The organism is Symbiobacterium turbinis (assembly GCF_055383075.1).
Map to the genome: position 1 here is coordinate 1563376 of NZ_AP042433.1, position 20838 is coordinate 1584213.

General features: G+C 67.2%; 20 protein-coding genes. 7 read left to right on the top strand and 13 right to left on the bottom strand.

Translation table 11 applies throughout. The features are described 5' to 3' along the window. Positions 1–16: 16 nt before the first annotated feature. From ACZ45O_RS07615 to ACZ45O_RS07630, 4 genes are all read right to left on the bottom strand, one after another. Complete coding sequence (locus ACZ45O_RS07615) at positions 17–1153, bottom strand: HD-GYP domain-containing protein (protein ID WP_464857108.1); 1137 nt, start codon at positions 1151–1153, stop codon at positions 17–19. Between the two features lie 172 nt (positions 1154–1325). After that, on the bottom strand, positions 1326–1727 hold the full coding sequence (locus tag ACZ45O_RS07620) for an SRPBCC family protein (protein WP_464857110.1): 402 nt from the start codon (positions 1725–1727) through the stop codon (positions 1326–1328). 63 nt (positions 1728–1790) lie between these two features. Then, a complete protein-coding gene (locus ACZ45O_RS07625; protein ID WP_464857112.1) occupies positions 1791–2621 on the bottom strand; it encodes an SRPBCC family protein in 831 nt (276 codons plus the stop codon). A gap of 205 nt (positions 2622–2826) precedes the next feature. Further along, a complete protein-coding gene (locus ACZ45O_RS07630; RefSeq protein WP_464857114.1) occupies positions 2827–3186 on the bottom strand; it encodes an ArsR/SmtB family transcription factor in 360 nt (119 codons plus the stop codon). A gap of 1188 nt (positions 3187–4374) precedes the next feature. On the opposite strand from ACZ45O_RS07630, the gene ACZ45O_RS07635 reads away from it, so the two are divergent. Both ACZ45O_RS07635 and ACZ45O_RS07640 read left to right on the top strand, forming a co-directional pair. Beyond that, positions 4375–4638 (top strand): TFIIB-type zinc ribbon-containing protein, encoded by a 264-nt coding sequence (locus ACZ45O_RS07635; protein ID WP_464857116.1) that lies wholly within the window; start codon positions 4375–4377, stop codon positions 4636–4638. 39 nt (positions 4639–4677) lie between these two features. Beyond that, positions 4678–5106 (top strand): (deoxy)nucleoside triphosphate pyrophosphohydrolase, encoded by a 429-nt coding sequence (locus ACZ45O_RS07640; RefSeq protein WP_464857118.1) that lies wholly within the window; start codon positions 4678–4680, stop codon positions 5104–5106. Between the two features lie 73 nt (positions 5107–5179). Here ACZ45O_RS07640 and ACZ45O_RS07645 read toward each other — a convergent pair whose 3' ends face one another. After that, positions 5180–5683 (bottom strand): NUDIX domain-containing protein, encoded by a 504-nt coding sequence (locus tag ACZ45O_RS07645; protein WP_464857119.1) that lies wholly within the window; start codon positions 5681–5683, stop codon positions 5180–5182. A 214-nt stretch (positions 5684–5897) separates the two neighbouring features. Here ACZ45O_RS07645 and queG point away from each other — a divergent pair, with 214 nt between their 5' ends. Further along, positions 5898–7031: a tRNA epoxyqueuosine(34) reductase QueG gene (gene queG, locus ACZ45O_RS07650; protein ID WP_464857121.1), complete on the top strand. Its 1134-nt coding sequence runs from the start codon at positions 5898–5900 to the stop codon at positions 7029–7031. Between the two features lie 122 nt (positions 7032–7153). On the opposite strand, the gene lipA is transcribed toward queG, so the two are convergent. From lipA to hpdB, 5 genes are all read right to left on the bottom strand, one after another. Further along, on the bottom strand, positions 7154–8116 hold the full coding sequence (lipA, locus tag ACZ45O_RS07655) for a lipoyl synthase (protein WP_464857123.1): 963 nt from the start codon (positions 8114–8116) through the stop codon (positions 7154–7156). Positions 8117–8247: 131 nt separating this feature from the next. Next, positions 8248–9198 (bottom strand): 4-hydroxyphenylacetate decarboxylase activase, encoded by a 951-nt coding sequence (gene hpdA / locus ACZ45O_RS07660; RefSeq protein WP_464857125.1) that lies wholly within the window; start codon positions 9196–9198, stop codon positions 8248–8250. Positions 9199–9222: 24 nt separating this feature from the next. Continuing rightward, the gene (locus ACZ45O_RS07665) at positions 9223–10527 is read right to left on the bottom strand and encodes an MFS transporter (protein WP_464857127.1); all 1305 of its coding nucleotides are present in this window, start codon (positions 10525–10527) and stop codon (positions 9223–9225) included. Positions 10528–10601: 74 nt separating this feature from the next. Continuing rightward, a complete protein-coding gene (gene hpdC / locus ACZ45O_RS07670; RefSeq protein ID WP_464857129.1) occupies positions 10602–10859 on the bottom strand; it encodes a 4-hydroxyphenylacetate decarboxylase small subunit in 258 nt (85 codons plus the stop codon). Between the two features lie 6 nt (positions 10860–10865). Beyond that, positions 10866–13583 carry a 4-hydroxyphenylacetate decarboxylase large subunit gene (gene hpdB / locus ACZ45O_RS07675; RefSeq protein WP_464857131.1) on the bottom strand — a complete coding sequence of 906 codons (2718 nt, stop codon included), beginning with the start codon at positions 13581–13583 and terminating at the stop codon, positions 10866–10868. A 284-nt stretch (positions 13584–13867) separates the two neighbouring features. Here hpdB and ACZ45O_RS07680 point away from each other — a divergent pair, with 284 nt between their 5' ends. The 4 genes from ACZ45O_RS07680 to ACZ45O_RS07695 are packed head-to-tail and all read left to right on the top strand — an operon-like array spanning position 13868 to position 17900. Beyond that, positions 13868–14563 (top strand): response regulator transcription factor, encoded by a 696-nt coding sequence (locus ACZ45O_RS07680; protein ID WP_464857132.1) that lies wholly within the window; start codon positions 13868–13870, stop codon positions 14561–14563. Between the two features lie 31 nt (positions 14564–14594). Continuing rightward, positions 14595–16646, top strand: coding sequence for an ATP-binding protein (locus tag ACZ45O_RS07685; protein WP_464857134.1), 2052 nt, complete (start codon positions 14595–14597; stop codon positions 16644–16646). After that, a complete protein-coding gene (locus tag ACZ45O_RS07690) occupies positions 16628–17041 on the top strand; it encodes a response regulator (RefSeq protein ID WP_464845326.1) in 414 nt (137 codons plus the stop codon). Before ACZ45O_RS07685 ends, ACZ45O_RS07690 begins: the two co-directional genes overlap by 19 nt. Next, positions 17004–17900, top strand: coding sequence for a response regulator (locus tag ACZ45O_RS07695; protein ID WP_464857136.1), 897 nt, complete (start codon positions 17004–17006; stop codon positions 17898–17900). The genes ACZ45O_RS07690 and ACZ45O_RS07695 overlap by 38 nt, the downstream gene beginning before the upstream one ends. A 100-nt stretch (positions 17901–18000) precedes the next feature. On the opposite strand, the gene ACZ45O_RS07700 is transcribed toward ACZ45O_RS07695, so the two are convergent. Genes ACZ45O_RS07700 through ACZ45O_RS07710 form a run of 3 tightly spaced genes read right to left on the bottom strand, consistent with a single transcriptional unit; the run spans position 18001 to position 20783 of the window. Then, positions 18001–19368, bottom strand: a complete 1368-nt coding sequence (locus ACZ45O_RS07700; protein ID WP_464857138.1) for an HD-GYP domain-containing protein — start codon at positions 19366–19368, stop codon at positions 18001–18003. Continuing rightward, positions 19368–20132: a hypothetical protein gene (locus ACZ45O_RS07705; RefSeq protein WP_464857140.1), complete on the bottom strand. Its 765-nt coding sequence runs from the start codon at positions 20130–20132 to the stop codon at positions 19368–19370. The genes ACZ45O_RS07700 and ACZ45O_RS07705 overlap by 1 nt, the downstream gene beginning before the upstream one ends. Positions 20133–20138: 6 nt before the next feature. Continuing rightward, a complete protein-coding gene (locus ACZ45O_RS07710; RefSeq protein ID WP_464857142.1) occupies positions 20139–20783 on the bottom strand; it encodes an ABC transporter substrate-binding protein in 645 nt (214 codons plus the stop codon). Positions 20784–20838: the final 55 nt, after the last annotated feature.

Genomic DNA, 20838 nt, shown 5'->3' on the forward strand with positions numbered 1-20838 from the left:
CCCCGGGACGGTTCAGCTATACAGCCAGCTCCCGCATGTACTGATCGGCGTCTTCGTGAAGCTCCCGTATAATCTCCACGTGCCGCTCCCGGAACAGGTCGATCTCATAAGGCTGCGGTGTACGGGTTCCATCGGGTTCCAGCAGCACCCGCACCCGGGGCCGGTCCGCGCGGCCGCGCTCGGCGGCCACCACCACGGCCTTGCGCCCGCCGGTCAGCTCCACCATCGAGCCCACCGGCCACGGGGCGATGCAGTTGAGAAACGCCAGGAGAATGTGCGGATCGAAGAAGCCGTGCATCGGCCCCGAGAGCGATTCCAGGGCCATCACCGGACTGAGCCCCTTGCGGTAGATGCGGTCGGAGATCATCGCGTCGTAGCAGTCTACGATGGCGCACACCCGGGCGTACCGGTAGATCTGGTTGCCGGATAAGTTGTGCGGATACCCGCCCCCGGCCCAGCGCTCGTGGTGCTGCAGGGCGACCACGGCCGCGGTGGGCGGAATCTCCGGCTGGTTCTTCAGGATCTCCCAGCCCAGCACGGTATGCCGCTTCATGATCTCGGCTTCTTCGGCCGTGAGCCGGTCCGGCTTGTTCAGGATCTCCGGCGGGACCGCCACCTTGCCGATGTCGTGCAGCAGGGTTCCCAGGGCGAGGTCCCGCAGGTCGTGCAGCGGAAATCCCAGCTCGATGCCCAGCAGGGTGGACAGGATGCAGACATTGACGGAGTGGCTGAGGGTATAGCTATCGGCCGCCCGGATGTCCTGCAGGCTCACCGCCACCTTGGGGTTGCTGAGGAGTTCCGTGATGATCTGGTCGATGGTCTGTTTCAGACCTTCAGTCTGGATGGTCGGCGAGAAGTGGCGCAGGCCCGAGTGGGTCGCCTCGGCGACGGCCGCACGCACCTGCTCCATGGTCCTGTGCATCTGGTCCTGCAGCTGGATCCGGGTCTCGTCGGAGACCACGTCCAGCGGCTCCACATCGGGCGCCAGCTCGTTGACGATGTATACCGTCGTAATGCCATACGAGAGCAGAGGGCCGATGAATGACTCTCGCAGCACCGTTCCCGCTTGCAGCAGCACCTGGCCATTTGCAGCAAAGATCGTCTTCCCCAGTCTCATGCCGGCGCGGATGTCGGTGGTCGGGACCCGGTACAATGCGGACACCTCCGGATTGGAAGGACAGATGAGCGCCGCATCGCGGATGATGCACCGTCCGCCTCCCCTGTTGCATACACAAAAGGCGAAAACATATATGTATGTGTTATACGCAATCGCAAGCTAATCCTTCTCCAACCCGGACCTTCATGCCCTGCTTTACCGGATTTTTCTAAAGCGCCATCCCCTCCAGCCGCCCGACGCAGTCCATCCACCCGGCGCGGTGATTCTCGGCGACCGCCGCGTCGGCGAAGCCCTCGTGCCTCAGGACGAGTTCGGTGCCCCCCTCCACCTCCCGCAAGGTGAGCGTCACCAGGGTCTCCTCCCCCGACGGGTCGCCTTCCCAGCGGAAGGTGAAGACCAGCCGCTCGGGCGGGACGATCTCCCGGTACTCCCCCACGCAGACCATGGGTCCCCAGTCAAACTGCATCGACAGCCGGTAGCGGCCGCCGACCCGCAGGTCCACCTCCGCCTCCGCGCCGGGCCCCCACCAGCGCACAAGCAGCTCCGGCTCGGTCCAGGCCGCGAACACTCGCTCCCGGCCGGCCTTCAGGTGCATCCGAATCGGTTCCATCTCCACTGTGCATCCCCCCACGGTTTGTTCAGTTGGAGCAGGCGCCTCAGCCACTCTTTCCGCTCACGCGCTCGCCGCAACCTCCTTCAGGGCGGGCAGGCTGTCACCGTCTGCCCAGCCCCGGCGGTAGCTGTCGAACTCCTTCTGTCGGATCGCGACGGGAAGATTTTCGAAGCCCGAGTGCGTGATGTAGACACGCGTGCCCCGGCCCTCCGGCACGAGCTCGATCGTGATAATGAGCGGCTCCGGTTCGGGCCAGCCCGCTCCCTCCTCGGTCCACGAGAAGCGGAGGAGGTTCCGGGGAAGCACCTCCAGAACCCGGCCCCGCAGCCGACCGCCGTGCGCCTCAAGGGCCACCGGGCTCCCGACCTCCGGCCGAATGCGGATGTTGCCGGCGAACCAGCGGCGGAGCCCCTCCTGTGTGCTCACATGCGGCCACACCCGCTCCGGTGGGATCACCCGGGTGCGTCCGCCGGGAAGCGCCTCGAGACGCCACGTGACCGTGGTGGCCGGCTGCTCCAGCTCGAAGGCGCAGACGAGCAGCCGTCCCTCCTCGCGCCGCAGCTCCTTCCCCAGGGGAACCGTCAGCCACCGCTCCCGGACCGCAGGATCCACCAGAGCCGACCACACCCGGTCCGGCGGCGCGTCGATCTCCACGGCGCGCTCGACCACTGCGCCGAACGGCGGGCGGAAGGAGAAGCGCAGAAGCGCCTCCGCCCGCTCCAACCATCCTTGGAGCAGTCTGAGCCACAGCGCCCACATGCACTGCCAGCTCTCCTCGGGCCACCGGGCCGGCAGCACATCGGCCGGGATGCCCCGGTGATGGACGGCAACCCGCGTGAAATCGGCCGGCGGGTTGTCCACCTGGGGCACCGGCTCCAGGGTGATCTTCACCGTCGACACCCGGGTGCCGAGAGGCCACTCGAAGCGCAGGCCGCGCTCGCTGCGCTCCAGCAGCCGGCCTCCCAGGACCCGGTGGGAAAGCTCTCCCCCCGCAGGCGGTAATGAGACGCCGTCACCTCAGCCTCCGCGCCGCACCACCGGGCGAGTTGCGTCAGATCCGTCAAGGCCAGGAGCACTCGTTCAGGAACGGCCGCGATCAGTCGTGATGCCCGAACCTCCACCTTCCGCCTGTCCCTCCCCATTGCCCTCTTCGGACTCCACCAGCCGCTTCAGGTCGGCCAGGCGGTCGTCCCCAGAACCGCTGGTAGCGTGAGAGCCAGCCTTCCCAGATCTCCCGGAGCGGCTCAGGCTCCAGCCTGTAGATCCGCCGGCGCCCCTCCCGGCGCTCCCGCACCAGCCCCGCCTCACGCAGGACGGCCAGGTGCTGCGACACGGCGGGGCGGGAGATCGAGGGAAAATGGCCGGCGATCTCTCCCGCCGCCATTTCGCCCTGTGCAAGCAGGTCCAGGATGCGGCGGCGGGTCGGGTCGGCCAGGGCTTGCAGCGCCCGCTCCAACCGCCTCACCCCCATATGTAAGCCCGGACTTACATAGCTGAGTTTACATTTGTGTTGCATATCTGTCAACGCGGTGTTGGGGCCACTACGATGCGATACGCTGGCGAGGTGTGGTGTGGTTGCCCGGGGATCGCCGGGCCGGATTGGCGGCGCGCACGGGCAGTCGGGAGACTGTCGACTCGCCCCGGGCGTTGGTAGCAGTGTGCAGTTTCGTAGAGTCCAGGTACCATGCGGCATGCAGGGACTGCGCTACTGGAAACGCTTGTGGGACAAGGACCTGGGGTAAGTGCACATTCATTCGCGTGAGACCCGGCCATGGGGGCGGGGCTATGGAGGCCAGCCGGCAGCCTGGGGTGAGCCGGGGTTGCCCAGGCAGGTTGGCAGCGTGCAAGGCACTCGTGCTCCTATAGATCGCCGGCGGGCTGATCGCCACGTGGGTTGGTAACAATGTGCACTTTCGTAGAGTCCAGGTGCCATGCGGGATGCAGCGACCGCGACGCTGGAAACGCTTGCGGGACAAGGACTTGCGGAAAGTGCACATTCCTTCCCGAAGACGCCGCGCCATGAGGAGCGAGGCCACAAGAAGCAGCCGGCAGCCTGGGGTGAGCCGGGGTTGCCCAGGCAGGTTAGGAGCGGCAAGAGCAGTTGGTGGATTCGGGAGAGTGTCAGCTAGCTCACCGCCCCGGGCGTTGGTAACAATGTGCACTTTCGTAGAGTCCAGGTGCTATGCGGGACACGGCAATCGCAGCACCGGAAACCCTTGCGTGACAAGGACTTGCGGAAAGTGCACATTCATTCCCGTGAAGCCCCGCCATGAGCAGCGGGACTTCGAGAGGCAGCCGTCGGCCTGGGGTGAGCCGGGGTTGCCCAGGCAGGTTAGGAGCGCGCAAGAGCAGTTGGTGGATTCGGGAGAGTGTCAGCTAGCTCACCGCCCAGGGCGTTGGTAACAATGTGCACTTTCGTAGAATCCAGGTGCTATGCGGGACACAGCAATCGCAGCACCGGAAACCCTTGCGTGACAAGGACTTGCGGAAAGTGCACATTCATTCCCGTGAAGCCCCGCCATTACAACGCCGCAATCGGCGTTGCCCCTTGCCAACCGGAAGCCAGTGGAGTAGTCGTAGATACAGAGGCCCGCGACGACTGCGAGGAGGTACGCGCATGCGTTGTCCGCTCTGTAATGTACCGATGCGGGAGGTTGAACGCCGCGGCGTTCGCATCGATGTGTGCCCAGAATGCCGCGGCGTTTGGCTGGACGGCGGTGAACTGGACAGGCTGCTCGCCGCCGGGGAAGCGTGGGATGAGGAGTACGGATACGCTCCCCGCCCGCCGCATCACGACCGGGACGACCGCAAGTACAGCGATCGTGACCGGTATGACGACCGGGATTACCGGCGCAAGCGGAAGAGCTTTCTGAGTGAGATCTTCGACTTCGACATCTTCGATGACTGAGACACAGACAGGCCACACATGCAGGAGGTAAGGCAGGCTGTGCGGCAGGTTGACGTGGTCGGCGCAGTGATCGAAAACGAGGCCGGCGAGGTGCTCTGCGCCCACCGGGACCCGGAGATGGCCCGGGGCGGGCTGTGGGAGTTTCCCGGGGGCAAAATCGAACCCGGCGAGCGACCCGAGGAGTCGCTGCGCCGGGAGATCCGCGAGGAACTGGGATGTGATATCGAAGTAGGAGCTCCGGTGGCCGAGGCCACGCACCGGTACCCGGACATCACGGTCCGGCTGTTCACTTTCCGGGCGCGGCTCGTCGGCGGCCAGCCGAAGCCGAGGGAGCATGCGGAGCTACGTTGGGTGCGCATGGCCGACCTGGATCAGCTCGACTGGGCCCCCGCCGACCTGCCGACCGTCGCCCGGCTCCGGGCGGAGGCCCGCGGCGACGGCGAGCGCCCTCTCGACCCAGGTGGATGACGCCCATGCGGCGACGGCGAGCGCCCTCCCGACCCAGGTGGATGACGCCCATGCGGCGACGGCGAGCGCCCCCTCAACCCAGGTGGATGACGCCCAGGTGGACGGCGCCGCCGTCTTCCCAGAGGGGCCCCCTGAGCTCCTCGGGATAGACCGGCTCGTCCAGCGCGGCCACCTCTTCCCGCGCAAACCAGCGGCACTCCCGCACCGGCCCGTCCGGGTCCTGGATGCGCCACGCCTGCCAGGGCCGCGCCGCCGGCCCGGCGTGCTCCACCCTGCGCCCGCCGGCCGATGCGGCGGTCGGATGGGCGGCCGCGGCCTCCGCACGGAAAACCACCTCGACCACGTGCTCCGAGCGGCGGGCCGCGCGGAATTCCTGCACGTAGGCCAGGCCGCCGACCCGCACGGGCACCCCGGCCTCCTCTGCCGCCTCCCGGACGGCGGCGGTCTTCAGATCCTCGCCGGGGTCCAGCGTGCCCCCGGGCAGCACCCACGCCGACCCGTCCCGACTCCGGCAGAGCAGCAGCTCGCCGCTTTCGTTCAGCACCATCACCCGAGCGACGACCCGGATCTGTCTCACTCGCTCGCCCATCCTGTCATACACCCTCTTCTGCCCGTGATCAAATGTCCCAGTTGCTGCGCCATAATAGCACGAACTGCACGCGCCATCAAAGCACCAAGGCACGAACTGCACACACCATCAAGGCACCAATCGCCCGTGCCCGGCCTCTTGAAAGGGGGGGATCCGCCTGAACCCGCGCACGCAGCCCGACCTCGAACGGCTGAAGGCCGAGATGAAGGCCCACGCCCGGGAGATCGGCATTGACCTGGTGGGAGTGGCGCCGGCGGAGCCCTTCCTGCGGGAGCGAGAGCTGCTGGAGGAGCGGGCGGCACGGGGCCACGGGCCCAGCCCGTACGAGCACCCGGTCATCGCCGAGCGGGTCTACCCCGAGCAGTGGCTGCCCGGGGTGAAGGCCATCATCGCCTGCGGCATCTCCTACTACCACCCCGATGCCCCGCTGCCGCCCAACGACCAGCGCGCCTTGCGCGGGTGGCTCTCCCGCTACTGCCGGGGCCGCGACTACCACCAGATCCTGAAAGCGCGGATCGAGCAGCTCGCCGCCTGGCTGGAGAGCCGGGCGCCGGGCCACCGCCACCTGGCCTACGTGGACACCGGGCCGCCCCTGGACCGGGCGGTCGCCGAGCGGGCCGGAATCGGCAAGTTCGGCAAGCACACCAACCTGATCACCCGGGAGTACGGCACCTGGGTCTTCCTCGGGGAGCTGCTCACCACCCTGCCGCTGCCGCCCGACGAGCCCCAGCCGCCGGCCTGCGGGTCCTGCACCCTCTGCATCGACGCCTGTCCCACACAGGCGCTCACCGAGTGGCGGCTGGACGCCAACCGCTGTCTCTCCTACATCACACAGATGAAGGGGATCATCCCCCCGGAACACCGGGAGGCCATGGGCAACCGCCTCTTCGGCTGCGACGACTGCCAGGACGTCTGCCCCTACAACCGGCGGGCGCGCCCCTCCCCCCATCCCGAGTTCGCCCCGTCTCCCGAGTTGGGCTGGGGCGAGCCGGACCTGCTGAAGCTGATGGCGATGACCAAGGGCGACTTCCGCCGCTGGTTCCTGCCCACGGCCGCGGGCTGGCGGGGCAAGACCACCATCCAGCGCAATGCGCTCATCGCCCTGGGAAACAGCGGCGACCCGTCGGCCCTGCCGGCGCTGGCCGAGGCCCTGCAGACCGAGAGCGCCGTCCTCCGCGCACACGCAGCGTGGGCCCTGGGGCGCCTGGCGCGCCTCTCGCCCGCCGTTCGGGAAGACGCCCGGGCCGCCCTCACCCGGCACGCCGCGCGGGAGACGGATCCCGCCGTGCTGCTCGAAGTGAATGCGGCGCTGGAATCGCTGGGAGCCGATGAATAGGTCCGCCAGGTTCCGGCCAGAATAGCAGGCAGAGGCAGCCCATATTTCGGCGCCTCTGCTATGCCCATTCTTGGTAGCAGGGGGCCGTCCCAGCGGTGAGGGACGGCCCCCTGTCCGTGTTGTCAGTCCCCGGTCTGTGCCGCGCGCTGCGTTCCCAGCCGGCGCGCGACGGCCTGCGCCGACTGCTCGTCCGCGTGGTAGGAAGAGCGCACCAGCGGTCCCGATTCGCAGTGGGCGAAGCCCCGCTTCAGGGCCTCCTCCCGCAGGTGGTCGAACTCGGCCGGCGTGTAGAACTTCTCCACCGCCAGGTGGCGGGCGGTGGGCCGCAGGTACTGTCCGAAGGTCACGATGTCCACCCGGGCCGCGCGCAGGTCGTCCATCGCCTCGTACAGCTCGCTCATGGTCTCGCCCAGGCCAACCATGATGGAGGACTTGGTGGCGATGTGGGGCTTCATCTCCTTGGCCCGGCGGAGCAGTTCCAGCGAGCGGTCGTACTCGGCCCGGGACCGCACCCGGTCCGACAGCCGCCGCACGGTCTCGATGTTGTGGTTGAGGACGTCGGGCTCCGCCTCCATCACGACGGCCAGGGCGTCCCAGTTCCCCTTGAAGTCCGGAATGAGCACCTCCACGCCCGTGGAGGGGTTCTTGCGCCGGATGGCCCGGATGGTCTCGGCGAAGATGCTCGCCCCTCCGTCGCTCAGGTCGTCCCGGGCCACCGAGGTGACCACGACGTGGCGCAGGTTCAGCTGTGCGCACGCGTCGGCCACCCGCTCCGGCTCGGCCAGGTCGAGCCCCGTCGGCCTGCCCGACGTGACCGCGCAGAAGCCGCAGTTCCGCGTGCAGATGTCGCCCAGGATCATGAACGTCGCCGTGCGGCGGTTCCAGCACTCGAAGATGTTCGGGCACCGGGCCTCCTCGCAGACGGTGTGGAGCCCCTGGCTGCGCATCAGCCGCTTCAGCTCCACGAACTCGGGATCGGTATGCAGGTTGATCTTCAGCCATTCGGGTTTCCGGCTCACATCCGCCCGCGCGCGGCTGGGCAGGACGGGCAGCTCCAGCTCGGGGTCCATCCTGAACTCTGCCATCCTCTCACCTCGTCTTGCCCAAAGTCTACCCGGTTTTGCCCGGACGCGCAACGTGAGGAGAGCCGGCCCGGGCGCGCAAGAGGATGCGGCCGCCCATGGGAGCGGCCGCATCCCCTGCGCGCCCGGCAAAGCTAGAAAGGCGTGTGGGAACCGATGTAGCAGGCTATGCCCCTCTGCATGAACATCTGCTGCATGGGTGCGAGGTAGCCGAGCGGCATGGAATCGACATCCTTGTAGGCGTACTCCAGCCCCAGCTGGCTGTACTTGGAGTCGCCCATGCGGTGGAAAGGCAGAAGGTTGATCTCGTGCAGGCCCACGTCCTGCATGAAGTCGGCGACGGCAGCCATGTTCTCCATGTCGTCGTTGAAACCGGCGATCACGGGTATGCGCAGGACGAGCCGTCCCGGCCAGGAGGAGGCCGCCAGGGCACGGATGTTCTTCAGGGTGAGGTCATTGGAAACCCCGGTCCCGGCCCTGTGCTTCTCGGGGTCCATGTGCTTGACGTCGATGAAGGCGAAGTTCACGTACCGCAGCGCGTTCAGGAAGTGTTCGGTGTCGACGTACGCGCTGGTCTCGATCGCCGTGTGCACGAAGCCCTCCTGACAGCGCTTCAGGATCGCCACGATGAACTTCCGCTGCAGCAGCGGCTCCCCGCCCGTAAATGTGACGCCGCCCGAGTCACCCCAGTACTGCCGGTCGCGGTCGATGATCCGGTAGAGCTCCGCGACGGTCATCTCCTTACCCGCCACACCCAGCGCGTCCCAGAGGCACCCACTGGCGCAGTCGAAAGTGGTGCACGTGTCGCATAGGACACGGTCGATGGCCAGCTGGTTCTCCCTGTCGCCCGTAGGAGTCAGCGCCCCGTACGGACAGCGCTTCACGCACTGCATGCACCCATTGGCCACCTGTTTGCACCTGGCATTGAGGAACATCAGCCGTTTCCTCGGCTCCAGGCCCTCCGGGTTGGCGCACCAGGCGCACCGCAGGGGACAGCCGCTCAGGAATACCAGCGTCCGGCAACCCGGTCCGTCGTGCACCGAGTAGCCCTGAATGTCGAAAACGAGCCCAGTCTCTTGCTGCATGGCATCACCCCCGTGTCCCTGTGCTTACGCCGTCGGGGCGACCTCCTCTGCCGCCTCCGGCGCACCGGCGGAGCGCGGCAGGACCAGGGCGAACAGGGCGGAGGCCACATAAGCGCAGAGCGCGAAGATCACCGAGTTGGTGTAGCTGCCCGAGATGTCGTAGAGGAAACCGCCCATGAAGCTGCCGACCGCCGGGCCAATGCCCATGACGATCAGTGTGGCAAGGCCCCAGATCTTGCCCATGGACTTGCTGCCGTAGACAGCGCCTGCGTACCCGGCCACGCCTCCCGGCTCGATGGCCCAGTAGATCGCGAACAGGATGCAGGCGATTACGGCCATCACCATGGAGCGGGCCGACGCGAACAGGAACAGGCAGGCGAGGACGCCCATGGTCGGCGCGAACACCAGCATGAGCTTCCGGGCCTTGATCTCGTCCCCCGTCCGGGAGACCAGCCGGTCTGCCACGATCCCCATGATCGGCATGGTGAAGATGCCGGCGATGCCGATGACGATGTAGAGGTTAGTCGCCGTGGCCGAGTCGTACCCTGCGTTGATGATCCAGTAGCTTACGATCTGGCTCCAGATCAGGAACTCGGCGAGCATCGAGGTCAGGAAAGCGATGATCGCTCCCCAGATGGCGAATGTGGAAAAGGCCTCCTTCAGGGTCCAGTCCCGCAGGTTTCGGGCCGCGGCGCGGGTGTCCCCCTCCTTCAGCCCGAAGGGCTTAGCCCCGTAGTCACCCGGGTTCTTGCGGGCCAGCAGGCCGGCGATGATCAGCGCCACGAAGACCACGCCGGACAGGTACAGCATGGCCGCCCGCCAGTCCATGGTCTGCAGGACCTGTTTGACAATCTGGCTCAGCACGACCTGGGCGATCGGTGCGCCAGCGAACGCGATGCCCCACATCGTGGCATACACCTGGCCGACGTACCACTTGCGCACGGAGACCGTGGAAGACACCCAAAGCATGCCGGTGCCGACGCCGGCGAAGATCGCGTAGGTGGCCAGGTAGGCGGCGTAGCTCTGCACCCTCGACGTGAGCAGGAAGCCCAGGGCGCAGAAGACCGCGCCGAGCAGGTAGGCTGGCCGGGTCCCCCAGCGGTCGACGATCACGCCGCTGAAGAAGGCCGTGATCGCGTAGACGGTCATCATCAGCGAGTACCCGAGCGAGGTCTGCGCCGTGGTCCAGCCGGTAGCCTCCCGCATCGGGTTCAACAGCACGGAGAACGTGGACCGGAAGCCGAACAGACAGAACAGCGCCAGGAAGGCCGCTGCGACCACCATGTATCCGGTGCGCCGGATCTGCTGCTCAGTCAGCTGGGTCTGCATGGCTCGAATCCTCCTCGTGATGCCGAGCCCCGCCGGGCCCGCCGTCCAGCGGCCCCGGCGGGGCTCCGCTACCCCTACTTGTGCGTGTACCAGGCGCAGGTGACCGCCGTCAGCTCCGGATAGGTCCAGTGCTCGGTGGCCTCTGCCCTACAGGTGCCGATGTTCTCCTCGTTGCCTGCCACGTAGGCCGCGCAGTTCTTGCACTTGGGCAGTTCGATGAAGTGCTCGCAGGTGTTGGTATCGATCAGGATCAGGTCGCCGGTGCGGCGGCAGATCCCCTTGCTCACATCAACGGTCACGAAGTTGCGGCAATCGTTGTGCTTACGCAGCACTCTTCATCACACCCTTTCGTACTCAGTGCGGGCGATGACCTCGTCCTGGATGGCCTTGCCGATCTCGACCCAGTACTGCGTGAACCCGGCCACACGCACCATCAGGTCGCGGTACTCGTCGGGCTTCTGCTGGGCCTCCCGCAGCACACGGGAGTCGACGATGTTGTACTGGATGTGGAAGCCGCCCTTCCGCATGTAGGACCGGGTCAGGTCAAGCAGCTTGCGGGCGCCCTCCAGGCCCTTGACGGCCGACGGATGGACCTTCATGTTGAGCTGCGAATTCTGGGAGTTGGAGTGATCCCAGACCGTTGCCGAGTTGAACACGGCGTACGGGCCGTTGACGTCCGTGCCCGGGTACGGCGACATCGAGGCGTCGGCGTACGTCGTGCCGGCCAGGCGGCCGTCCGGCGTCGCCAGGGTTGCCGCGCCCTGCGGGGCGTGGGTCGAGACGGAGATCTGGCACACGTATAGCGGCTTGCCGTACAGCGACAGGAACCGCCGCGGCACCTCGCAGACGTACTCCTCGTACGCCGCGAGGATCTCGTCCACATACGGATCGTCGTTGCCCATCTTGGGCGCCATCAGGCAGTCGCCGTGGATGTCGTCGTAGGCCTGGCCGCCCTCCCGCTTCTCCTGCTGCAGCAGCGAGTAGGAGCCGACTTCCTCGGCGGTCTTGAAGCCGAAGTTGTTGAGGATGGCGTCCTTCATCTGCTCCAGCGTGTACTTCTTCTCCTCGAAGACCAGCTTCTTGATGGCTGCGAGCGAGTTGATGAAGTTGGCGGTGCCGCAGGTCTCGACGTTGAACGTGGCGTTGTAACGGTAGCCGCCGTTGCCGATATGCCTGCCGCGCTCCAGGCAATCGGGCTTCAGGATGGAATGCCAGACCGCCATGTTGTTCTTCCGCCAGATGTCGTGCTGGATGTTGTTGCACTTGTTGAGGACATCAATGGCCTTCTCGAAGTAGTCCTTCCAGATCTCGACCAGCGTCTCGTAGCTGTCGATCTCGCGGTTGTGCGGCTCGAAGACCTGCTCGCCGGTCCGCATGTCCTTGCCGTTGAAGAGCACGCACTCGAGGATCTTCGGCAGCGCCAGGAAGTGCACGCCGACCGAGGTGGGCTGGCCAGAGCCGCCCGGGATCCAGTAGGTCTTACCCCTCAGGGTGAGCGGCATCCAGGAGCCGGGCGAGGTTTCGAGGCAGCCGCCGATCGACCAGGCGCGGGCCTCCTCCACATTCATGCCCTCCGGCCCGTACTGCTTCAGGATGAACTCCATCGCGACCCGGTTGTTCATCCACGCCGGGTAACCCGTGCCGGTCTTCACGCACTCGATGGCCTTCAGCAGGAACTCCTCAGGCAGCTTCTCGTCGTAGAGGACCGACAGCGTCGGCTGCGGGCACGCACAGGTGATGCCGGCCTCGAGGATCAGCATCTCGAGCCGGTTGCTGGCCGGCTTGCCGTCCTTGGTCAGGCCGCCCACCGCCAGGTTGTTGAACGTGTTGCCCGACAGCACACCGCCGACGACACCCGCCGAGGCGAACACGTCGATGCAGGTGAACTTCACCCGGTGGCATTCCAGCAGCTCGAGGACCTCTTCCTCGGTGATCCGGCCGGCCTCGATGTCCTGCTCAAAGTACGGGTAGAGCACCTGGCCGATGCGCCCCGGGGACAGGCCCGAGATGGCGTCCTCGTTCAGCACGCCGATATGGATCGTGTACTGCATCTGGAGCGCCTGCCGGAAGGTCTCGGGCGGCTTGTGGGCGATGTGCTCCAGGACCTCGGCGATCTCCTCGTACTCCCTCCGCTGAACCGGATCCTCAGTGACCTCGACCAGGCGGCGGGCCTCCTTGGCGTAGTTCAGGATCCAGGCCTGGATGCCCTCGAGCACCAGCTTGGCCGCCTCGTAGAAGTACAGCCGGTCCATGCCGCTGACCAGGTCGCCGCCGGACTCGCCGGCCACCTCCGCCTTCTTCTCCTCGCACATCCGGATGAGGCCGTCGAGGCCGTACTGCAGCGGATAGTAGTAGTTGGTCACCTCACGGCCCTGGGGCAGGGTGAAGCCGGACTCGAACATACAGATGACCGAGCGCATCAGCGCCGTCTTGAACGGGTACCCGGGCACCATGGCCTCGTACTTGGCGGCCTCGTCCTCCACGGACTTGCCGACCCACCAGCGGGCGGTCTTCAGAAGTGCCGGCACCTCTTCCTTGCGGATGCCGAACTTGCCCGCCAACGAGACCACGTTGCCGAAGGACTGAACTACGTTGCCGCCGCCCTGGCCCCACTTGACCAGCTCGTCGGCCGAGGTGGAGCCCCGCTGCTTGGCCTCCTGGTACAGCTCGTCCTCCTTGGCCACGAAGAAGCTCTCAGAGAGCCACGGCATCGGGAAGGAGCCGCGGTAGTAATGGGTCTTGCCCATCACCAGCTTCTCGCCCGGGAAAATCATGGGGGTCAGGTGGGAGTAGGCTGCCTTCAGGGCCTTGGCCCGCCGGATGATCGGGACGTCGTGGATGTTGTCGGCGTACGTCCGGGTGTACCAGTAGGGGAACTCCATGTTGGCACTGGACAGGGTCTGGTAGTACAGGTCGCGGAGCTTCTTGGCGCGCGGAGTGGGCTCTTTCTTGACTTCCCGGTCGACCATGTCGGCCGGCGGCTCACCGCCGTACCGCTGCTCGAGGGATATGCCCTTCTCCTTCAGGATCTCGGCCAGTGTCACGGTCTTGCCCATAGAACTCCTATTCCCCCTTCGAAGCTGAGCGTATTGCCGCGGGCTGCGTCTCCCCGGCACCTCGAACGTACCAATGGCGATCCCCCCGCCGCATCGGCCGGGGGGATTACGACCAGTATGATCTTTCCGGGCAAGATCGACGAAAAGCAAGCGGCTCACCGAAAAGGACTAAGCCGGCTGACAGCGAGACTAGTCCTTTGGCCTGGTTTTCGTACTGCCGCCCTAGGCCCGCATGAACGGGGATACCGGCATGTGTTATACTTTGCGCGAAGGGGGGAGGGCCGATGGCATCCGAGCAGCAGATCCGCTGGCTGACGCTTCTGCAGCGCGTCCAGGATCAGTTGTCGCGCTACCACGACTTCGCCCTCGTCGTCCTGGACAGCGAGTGCGATGAGGTCACCGTCCCCTCCGGTCTGCCGCCCATCTGCAACACGGTGAACCCCGATCGTTCCAACCGCTGCTGGACCCTGCGGCGCCAGGCCATCGCCCGTATCGTGGGAACCCGCCAGGCAGTGAGCCTCCCCTGCCCCAACGGGCGCTGCTGCTTCGTCAGCCCGGTGGGCGTGGGTGACGACGACTATGACACCCCCGTGCAGTACGTCGTGGCGGGGAGCGGCCCCCCGCACGCCGCGGAGAGCGTCCGCATGATCCAGGATATCTTCCGGCTGGTGTGCCCGCCCGCGGCGGTAGCGCCGGAGGACCGGCCGGCGGCGCCGGCGGCTGTGGTCACAGCGCCGCAACCGGCTTCGGTGCGGGGCGCGTACGGCACCCTGACCAAGCGGGAGATGGAGGTCCTCGCCCTCATCGGCGCCGGGCTCTCCAACCGGGAAATCGCCGAGCACCTGCACGTGTCGCAGTCCACCGTAAAGACCCACATCACCCACCTGCTGCTCAAACTGGGGTTAAACAACCGCACCGAGGCAGCCCTGTACGCCCTCCGGGAGTCCATCCGGCCCTCGCCCACCCCACGTCGCCGCTGAACCCCGCGCACCGCAAGGGAAGGCAAGCCAGATGAACGAAAGACTGCCATCCATTCAGCGCAGGCTCCTGTCAGCTTTCGCCCTGGTCCTTCTGACCCTCTCGCTCCTGCTCACGGTCACATCGGCGCTCATCAGCAGCCGGCTCTCCCAGAGCAACCTCGTCGACCGCATGCAGATCGCCATCCAGGTGGCGTGGGACGCCTACGACGAGGGGCCGAACCGGCTGGCGGCGGCCATGGAGTCGCTGGCCAGGCTGGAGCCGGCCGCGGGTCTTCTCGATGCGCAGGAAACGGCAGCCCCCCTCCTGCGCGCCCTCCCCGGCGCCGATTTTGGCCTGGTCGCCAGTCCGGACGGGCTTGTGCTGGCGCACACCGCCGATGCGCAGGTGGGGCAACCGGCTCCGTGGCAGCATATCGCGGCAGAGGCGCTGCGCACAGGCCGTGTCCGGTACACCACCGAGTTGGTCGGCCCGGACCTCGTCGGTGCCCACATGCCGGACGATCTCGATCGGCTGTACCTGCCTGAGGGCTGTACGCCGGGTGATGAGGGGTGCGCCAGCATCGGGCTGGTCCAGGTGGTCGCTGTCCCGGTGCGCCGGGATGGCCTCGACCGGGTGCTGATGGCGGGCATTCTGCTCAACAATACCGATGACGTCCCTCGTGCGGCTTCGGAACGCATTCCTGGCGCGTTCCTCTCGGTGGCCGGCGGGGGCATTCGCGTCTCTACCAACATCTGTACCCGTGAACTGGGGCGAATCGAGACCGGCGGACAGCAGAGCATGCAGCTCCGAACCACCGTGCAGCAGGGCCAACGGTACTATGGAAAGGTCCCGGTGGGGAAGGAGATGCACTACATCGCCGCCGACCCGATTGTCAACGCCAGGGGCGAGGTGATCGGCGCCCTCAGCATCGGCCTGCCGCCCAGCAGCTTCAGTGCCTACAGCCGCGGCGCGCAGCTGCTCATGCTCGTGTTCAGTGCCGTCGCGGTGCTCGTCAGCCTCGCGATCGCCCGGGCGATGGCCCGGCGGCTGGCCCGGCCGATCATCGGCCTTGAGCGGGACGTCACCAGCCTGACCTCGGCTGCCCGCTCCCACGACCTGGCGCGGGCCACCCAGCTGATCGACCCGCACCCCGTCCTTTACAGCCGGGAGGTGCAGAGTCTGCACACCGCGTTCCGCACGCTGGCCGAGGCCCTGGTGGACCAGACCCGCAAGACCGAGACCTACCTGCACCAGCTGGAGGACGAGCGGGCAGAACTGCAGGCGATCACCCTGGAGCTGCAGCAGACCAAGGCAGCCCTGGAAACGGAGGTCGACCAGCGCACCCAGGAGCTCAGGCAGGTGGTGTCCCAGCTGCGCGAGGCAAACAAGCTGAAGAGCAACTTCCTGACGATGATCAGCCACGAGCTGCGCACGCCGCTCAACTCCATCATCGGCTTCTCGGAGATGCTGGTAGACGAGCTCGCCGGGCCCGTGAACACGCGGCAGCGGGAGTATCTGGAGCACATTCTCTCGTCCGGCCGGCACCTCCTCCAGCTCATCAGCGATCTCCTGCAGTTGTCCCGGATCGAGCAGGGCCGCCTGACGCTGGAGTTCCAGGAGGTCTCCCTGCAGCAGCTCATCGAAACCACCCGGCAGCGGCTGCTTCCCCAGGCCGCATCCGCGGGTCTGACCCTGGAGGTAAGCTGCGACGAGACCGTGCCGCTCATCCAGGCCGACCCGACCCGGGTGAAGGAGATCCTGGACAACCTGCTCTCCAACGCGATCAAGTTCACGCCGGCTGGGGGCACCATATGGATCCGGCTGCGGCGGACCGAGGACATGGCCCTGATCGAGGTGGAGGACACGGGTATCGGCATGCGTCCGGAGGAGCAGGCGACCGTCTTCGACGAGTTCGTCCAGGCGGAGTCGGGCTACAGACGCCGCCACGAGGGTGCGGGGCTCGGGCTGCCGCTGTCCAAGAAGCTGGCCGAGATGCACGGCGGGAGGATCGCGCTCTCCAGCCAGCTGGGCGTCGGCACGCTGGTGCAGGTGTACCTCCCGCTGCAGAGAGGAAGTGAGCCGCAATGGCCGCGCGAATCCTGATCGTGGAGGATAACGCCCTGAACATGAAGCTCGTATCTGACCTGCTGTCCATCCACGGCTACGAGGTCATCCAGGCCAAGGCCGGCGAGCAGGCGCTGGACCTGGCGACGACCCTCAACCCCGATCTCATCCTCATGGACATCGCGCTGAAGGGTATGACCGGGCTGGAGATCACCCAGCGGCTGAAGGAGGATCCCAGGACGGCCGCCATCCCCGTCGTTGCCCTGACGGCCTACGCCGGCGAGGAGGACCGGCGGCGCGCTCTCCTGGCCGGGTGCGATGGCTTCATCGCCAAGCCCATCAACACCCGGGCGCTGCCCCGCCTGATCGCCGAATATCTGAAGGGAGGATCGGCCCGTGGAATCGCGTCAGAACGCACGGATCCTCATCGCTGAGGACGACCCCTCCTCGGCCCGGATGTTGTCCGAGATGTTGGCGGCCGCCGGGTACGAGACCACGGTCGCTCCCGACGGACAAACCGCTCTGGCGATGGTGGCCGCCCACCGGCCCGACCTGGTACTGCTGGACGTGCGTATCCCCGTCCGCAACGGCTTCGAGGTGTGCGACGAGATCAAACGTTCGCCGGACACCCGGCACATCCCCGTCCTGATGATCACAGGACTCAGCGAGGACCGCTGGCGCCTCCTCTCCATCGAAGCCGGCGCTGATGACCTCCTCACCAAGCCGGTCAACCGCCCCGAGTTGTACGCCCGGGTGCGCGCCCTGCTCCGTACCCATCGGCGGTTCCTGGAGCTGGAGCGCCCAGAAGACGTGGTGAACAGCCTGTTCGCCCTGATCGAGTTGAAAGATCCGGAGCTGGCCGAGCACTGCCTGCTGGTGTCCACCCTCTGCGGGGGAGCGGCCCGGGCGCTCGGGCTGCCGCCCGACGAGGTGGAGCTGGTCTCGCGCGCCGGACTGCTGCACGACCTGGGCAAGGTCGTGGCGGCGGAGCCCGTAACGGCGCACCCCGAACACGGGGAGCAGGTCCTCCGCCGCCTGGGTCCCCTGTCCCGGCTGGCCCCTCTGGTGCGCGGCCACCACGAGCGCTGGAACGGCACGGGCTGGCCCGACGCGCTCCCGCCCCAGCAGCAGTCCACGGCGCTGCAGCTGGTCGCCCTGGCCAACGGCCTCGCCCATCTGCTCGCCGAAGGAAAGGGCCCGGAGGCCGCAGGGGAAACCCTGCGCCGCCAGGCCGCCATGGGCTGGTGGAACCCCGCGCTGCTCGCGCCAATGCTCGGGGCCATCCCGCGCTGAGTGAACGCCCCGGGGGCCCGCCGCCTCAGCGCAAGGCTCGCCACCACCAGCTCCACCAAAGGAGAAGACCATCCATCCAATTATTACCCGTTTCGAATTTCTATTCATAATTCCGGTCAGCATGGAACGACGCGGCGGGTTCCGGCTGCGCCGCCTCCCCCTCGGCCCCCGGGTCTTCCCGGTCCCGGCACCACTCCTGCACGGTCTCCACCAGCACGTCCCAGGCCCGCTCCACGATGACCGGGTCGAACTGCGTGCCGCTGCACCGGCGCAGCTCGTCCAGCACCTCCTCGGCGCTCATCGGCTCGCGGTACCGGCGCCTGGCGCACATGGCCTCCACCGCGTCGGCCACCGCGAGGATGCGGCTCATGTACGGCGTCTGCTCGCCGATCAGCCCGTCGGGGTAGCCCTTCCCATCCCAGCGCTCGTGGTGGTGGCGCACCACCTCGGCGACACAGGCCATGCCGGCCACCTCGCCCAGGATGCCGGCGCCGATCACCGCGTGCTCCTGCATCTGCAGCCGCTCCTCCGCGGTAAGAGGGCCCGGCTTCAGCAGGATGGACTCGGGCACGCCGATCTTGCCGATGTCGTGCAGGTTCGCCGCCAGAATCAGCCGGCGCTGTTCGGCCTTGCTCATGCCCAGGGCCCGGGCGATCTTGCCCGCCAGCTCGGCCGTGCGGTTGCCGTGGCTGGCCGTCATGCGGTCCCGGGCGTCCAGGGCCTTGGCGAGAGCCGCAGCCGTCTGCTGAAACGAGGTCTCCAGGGCCTGGTACGCCTGCGCCAGCTCCTCCGTGCGGACCGCAACCTCCGTCTCCAGTTCGGCCCGCTTGGCCAGGGCCCGGTGCCGCACCTCCATGAACCCGGCGGCCTGCTCCTCCAGCTCCCGGACCCCCTGGTACGCCGCCGGGTCAAAGACCACCGGCTCCTCCCAGCGCACCACCGCCGAGCGCAGCCGCTCCAGCGGACGGGTCATGCGCGCCGTCACCCGCCAGGAGACCAGCGTGGTGATCGCCGTCGCCAGAACCGTGATCAGCAGGACAGCCTGCACCCAGGGCCGCAGCAGGTCGGCGCCGAAGGAGCGGAACACGGCCACCTCCACCGTGCCCAGGTGCTCGTTGAAGTACCGGACCTGCGCCTGCTCCACCCAGACCAGCGCCGGATCGATGGCCGGGTCGCCCGCGCTGAACCGCAGGCTGCCGCTGGGAAAGCGCACCTTCACGAACGCGACGCCGGGCTCGCGCGACGCCAGGTGTACCGGCGTCTCGATGTGCGGGGTATCCTCCCACTCGGAGGCGATCGTCACCGCCAGAGTGGACGCGACCGCCTTGGCCATGGCCCGCACCTGCCCCTCTGTGCGGACGGCAGTCCACCAGAGGAACAGGGCCGCCGCGGCCCAGACGATCAGCATCGACACGACCCACATCGCGCTCCCGAAGTACACCTGCAGCGACAACGAGCCCCGCTTCATCACGAGTTCCCCTGTCTCACCCACGTGGACCACTGCTGGTACGCCCGCTTCTGCGCCTCGCGCCCCAGCGTTTCCGTGATGTTCTCCCATTCCTCGGCCGCCTCCCGCAACGCCTCCTCGGCCGCGGCCTCGCCCCGAAAGACCTTCAGGACGGCCCGGTCGAGCGCCTGCGTGTACTGCCAGCCGCCGGGGATGGTCAGGTCAGCCACCGGCCGCTCCAGCGAGCGCAGCATGATCGCGTACAGCTCCTCCGCGATCGCAGGGTCCGGGAAAAGCACCTGGTGTTCCGGATGGGCAAAGTGGCTGTACCGGTACGGGTCGTTGATCGTGTCGGCCCGGGTGATCATGTGGCCGCTCACCTCGGGACTGGTGACGTACTTGGCCACCGCGGCCGCCACCTCCGGCTGCCGGGACTGGGCCGCGATGACCAGCACCCGCCCGAAGAAGATGCCGCCCCTGGGGGCTCCCTCGACCCCGCCGGGCACCTCGCCCCAGCCCAGCCGGCCGGCCACCTGGGAGTTCCAGACCTCGGAGTCATAGGAAAACCGGGCCGTGTCCGAGAACTGCACCGCCATCGGCACGGTGCCGGCAAACAGGGCCCGGTTCAGATCCTCCCAGTCGTACAGGGCCTCGGGGGCCACCTCCTGCTGCAGCGCGGCCAGGTCGCTCAGGACCTTCACCCCGAGCTCACCGTGGATGAGCGGCCGCATCTCCTCATCGAAATAACTGCCGCCCAGGCTGGCATACCGCTGGGCGAACCACATGTACGACTAGTTTTCCCGCCCGATGAACGCGGTACCGTACCGGGTTCCGCCGGGAAGCGCCTCCGACTGCGCCAGGGCCCGGGCCGCGTCATCAAACTGCTCCCACGTCTCGGGGAACGGCAGGTTCAGCTGTTCGAACAGGTCTTTCCGGTAAAACAGCAGATGGAGGTCGCCGTCGTACACAAATCCGTAAAACCGATCGCCGAACCGCATGTAGAGGTTGCGGTAGACCGGAAGGATGTCGGTGTACCACGGATCGGTGGTGTCGATCCACGGGTCGATCGGCTGGATCAGCCCCTGGGAGATGAACAGGTCCAGGTGACGGGGCGGGATGATGACCAGGTCCGCCTGGTCCTGCGCCTCGGACACAAAGCGGTCCAGCTCCGTGGCCAGGTGGGGCGGATGGCGCAGCACGGGGCGCACGCCGAAGCGCCGGCAGATCTCCTCCGCCTCCAGTTCGAACGACCGGGTGGCCTCTGCGGAGTCGCCCACGATGTAGAGGGGGGTGCAGGGAGCCAGCGGATCTGCGGGGCCATTCGCCGGGTCCGCTGACGCTGAGGGGCCCGGGCTGGCGGGACGGACGCCGCCGCAGCCGGCGCAGACCGCCAGCGTCAGCGCGAGCGCCAGCCCCAGCGCGGATCGGTGTCGCATGCTCGTCACGCCTCCTCGGCTTTGACAGGGGGCCTGTACGACACACCAGAATGTT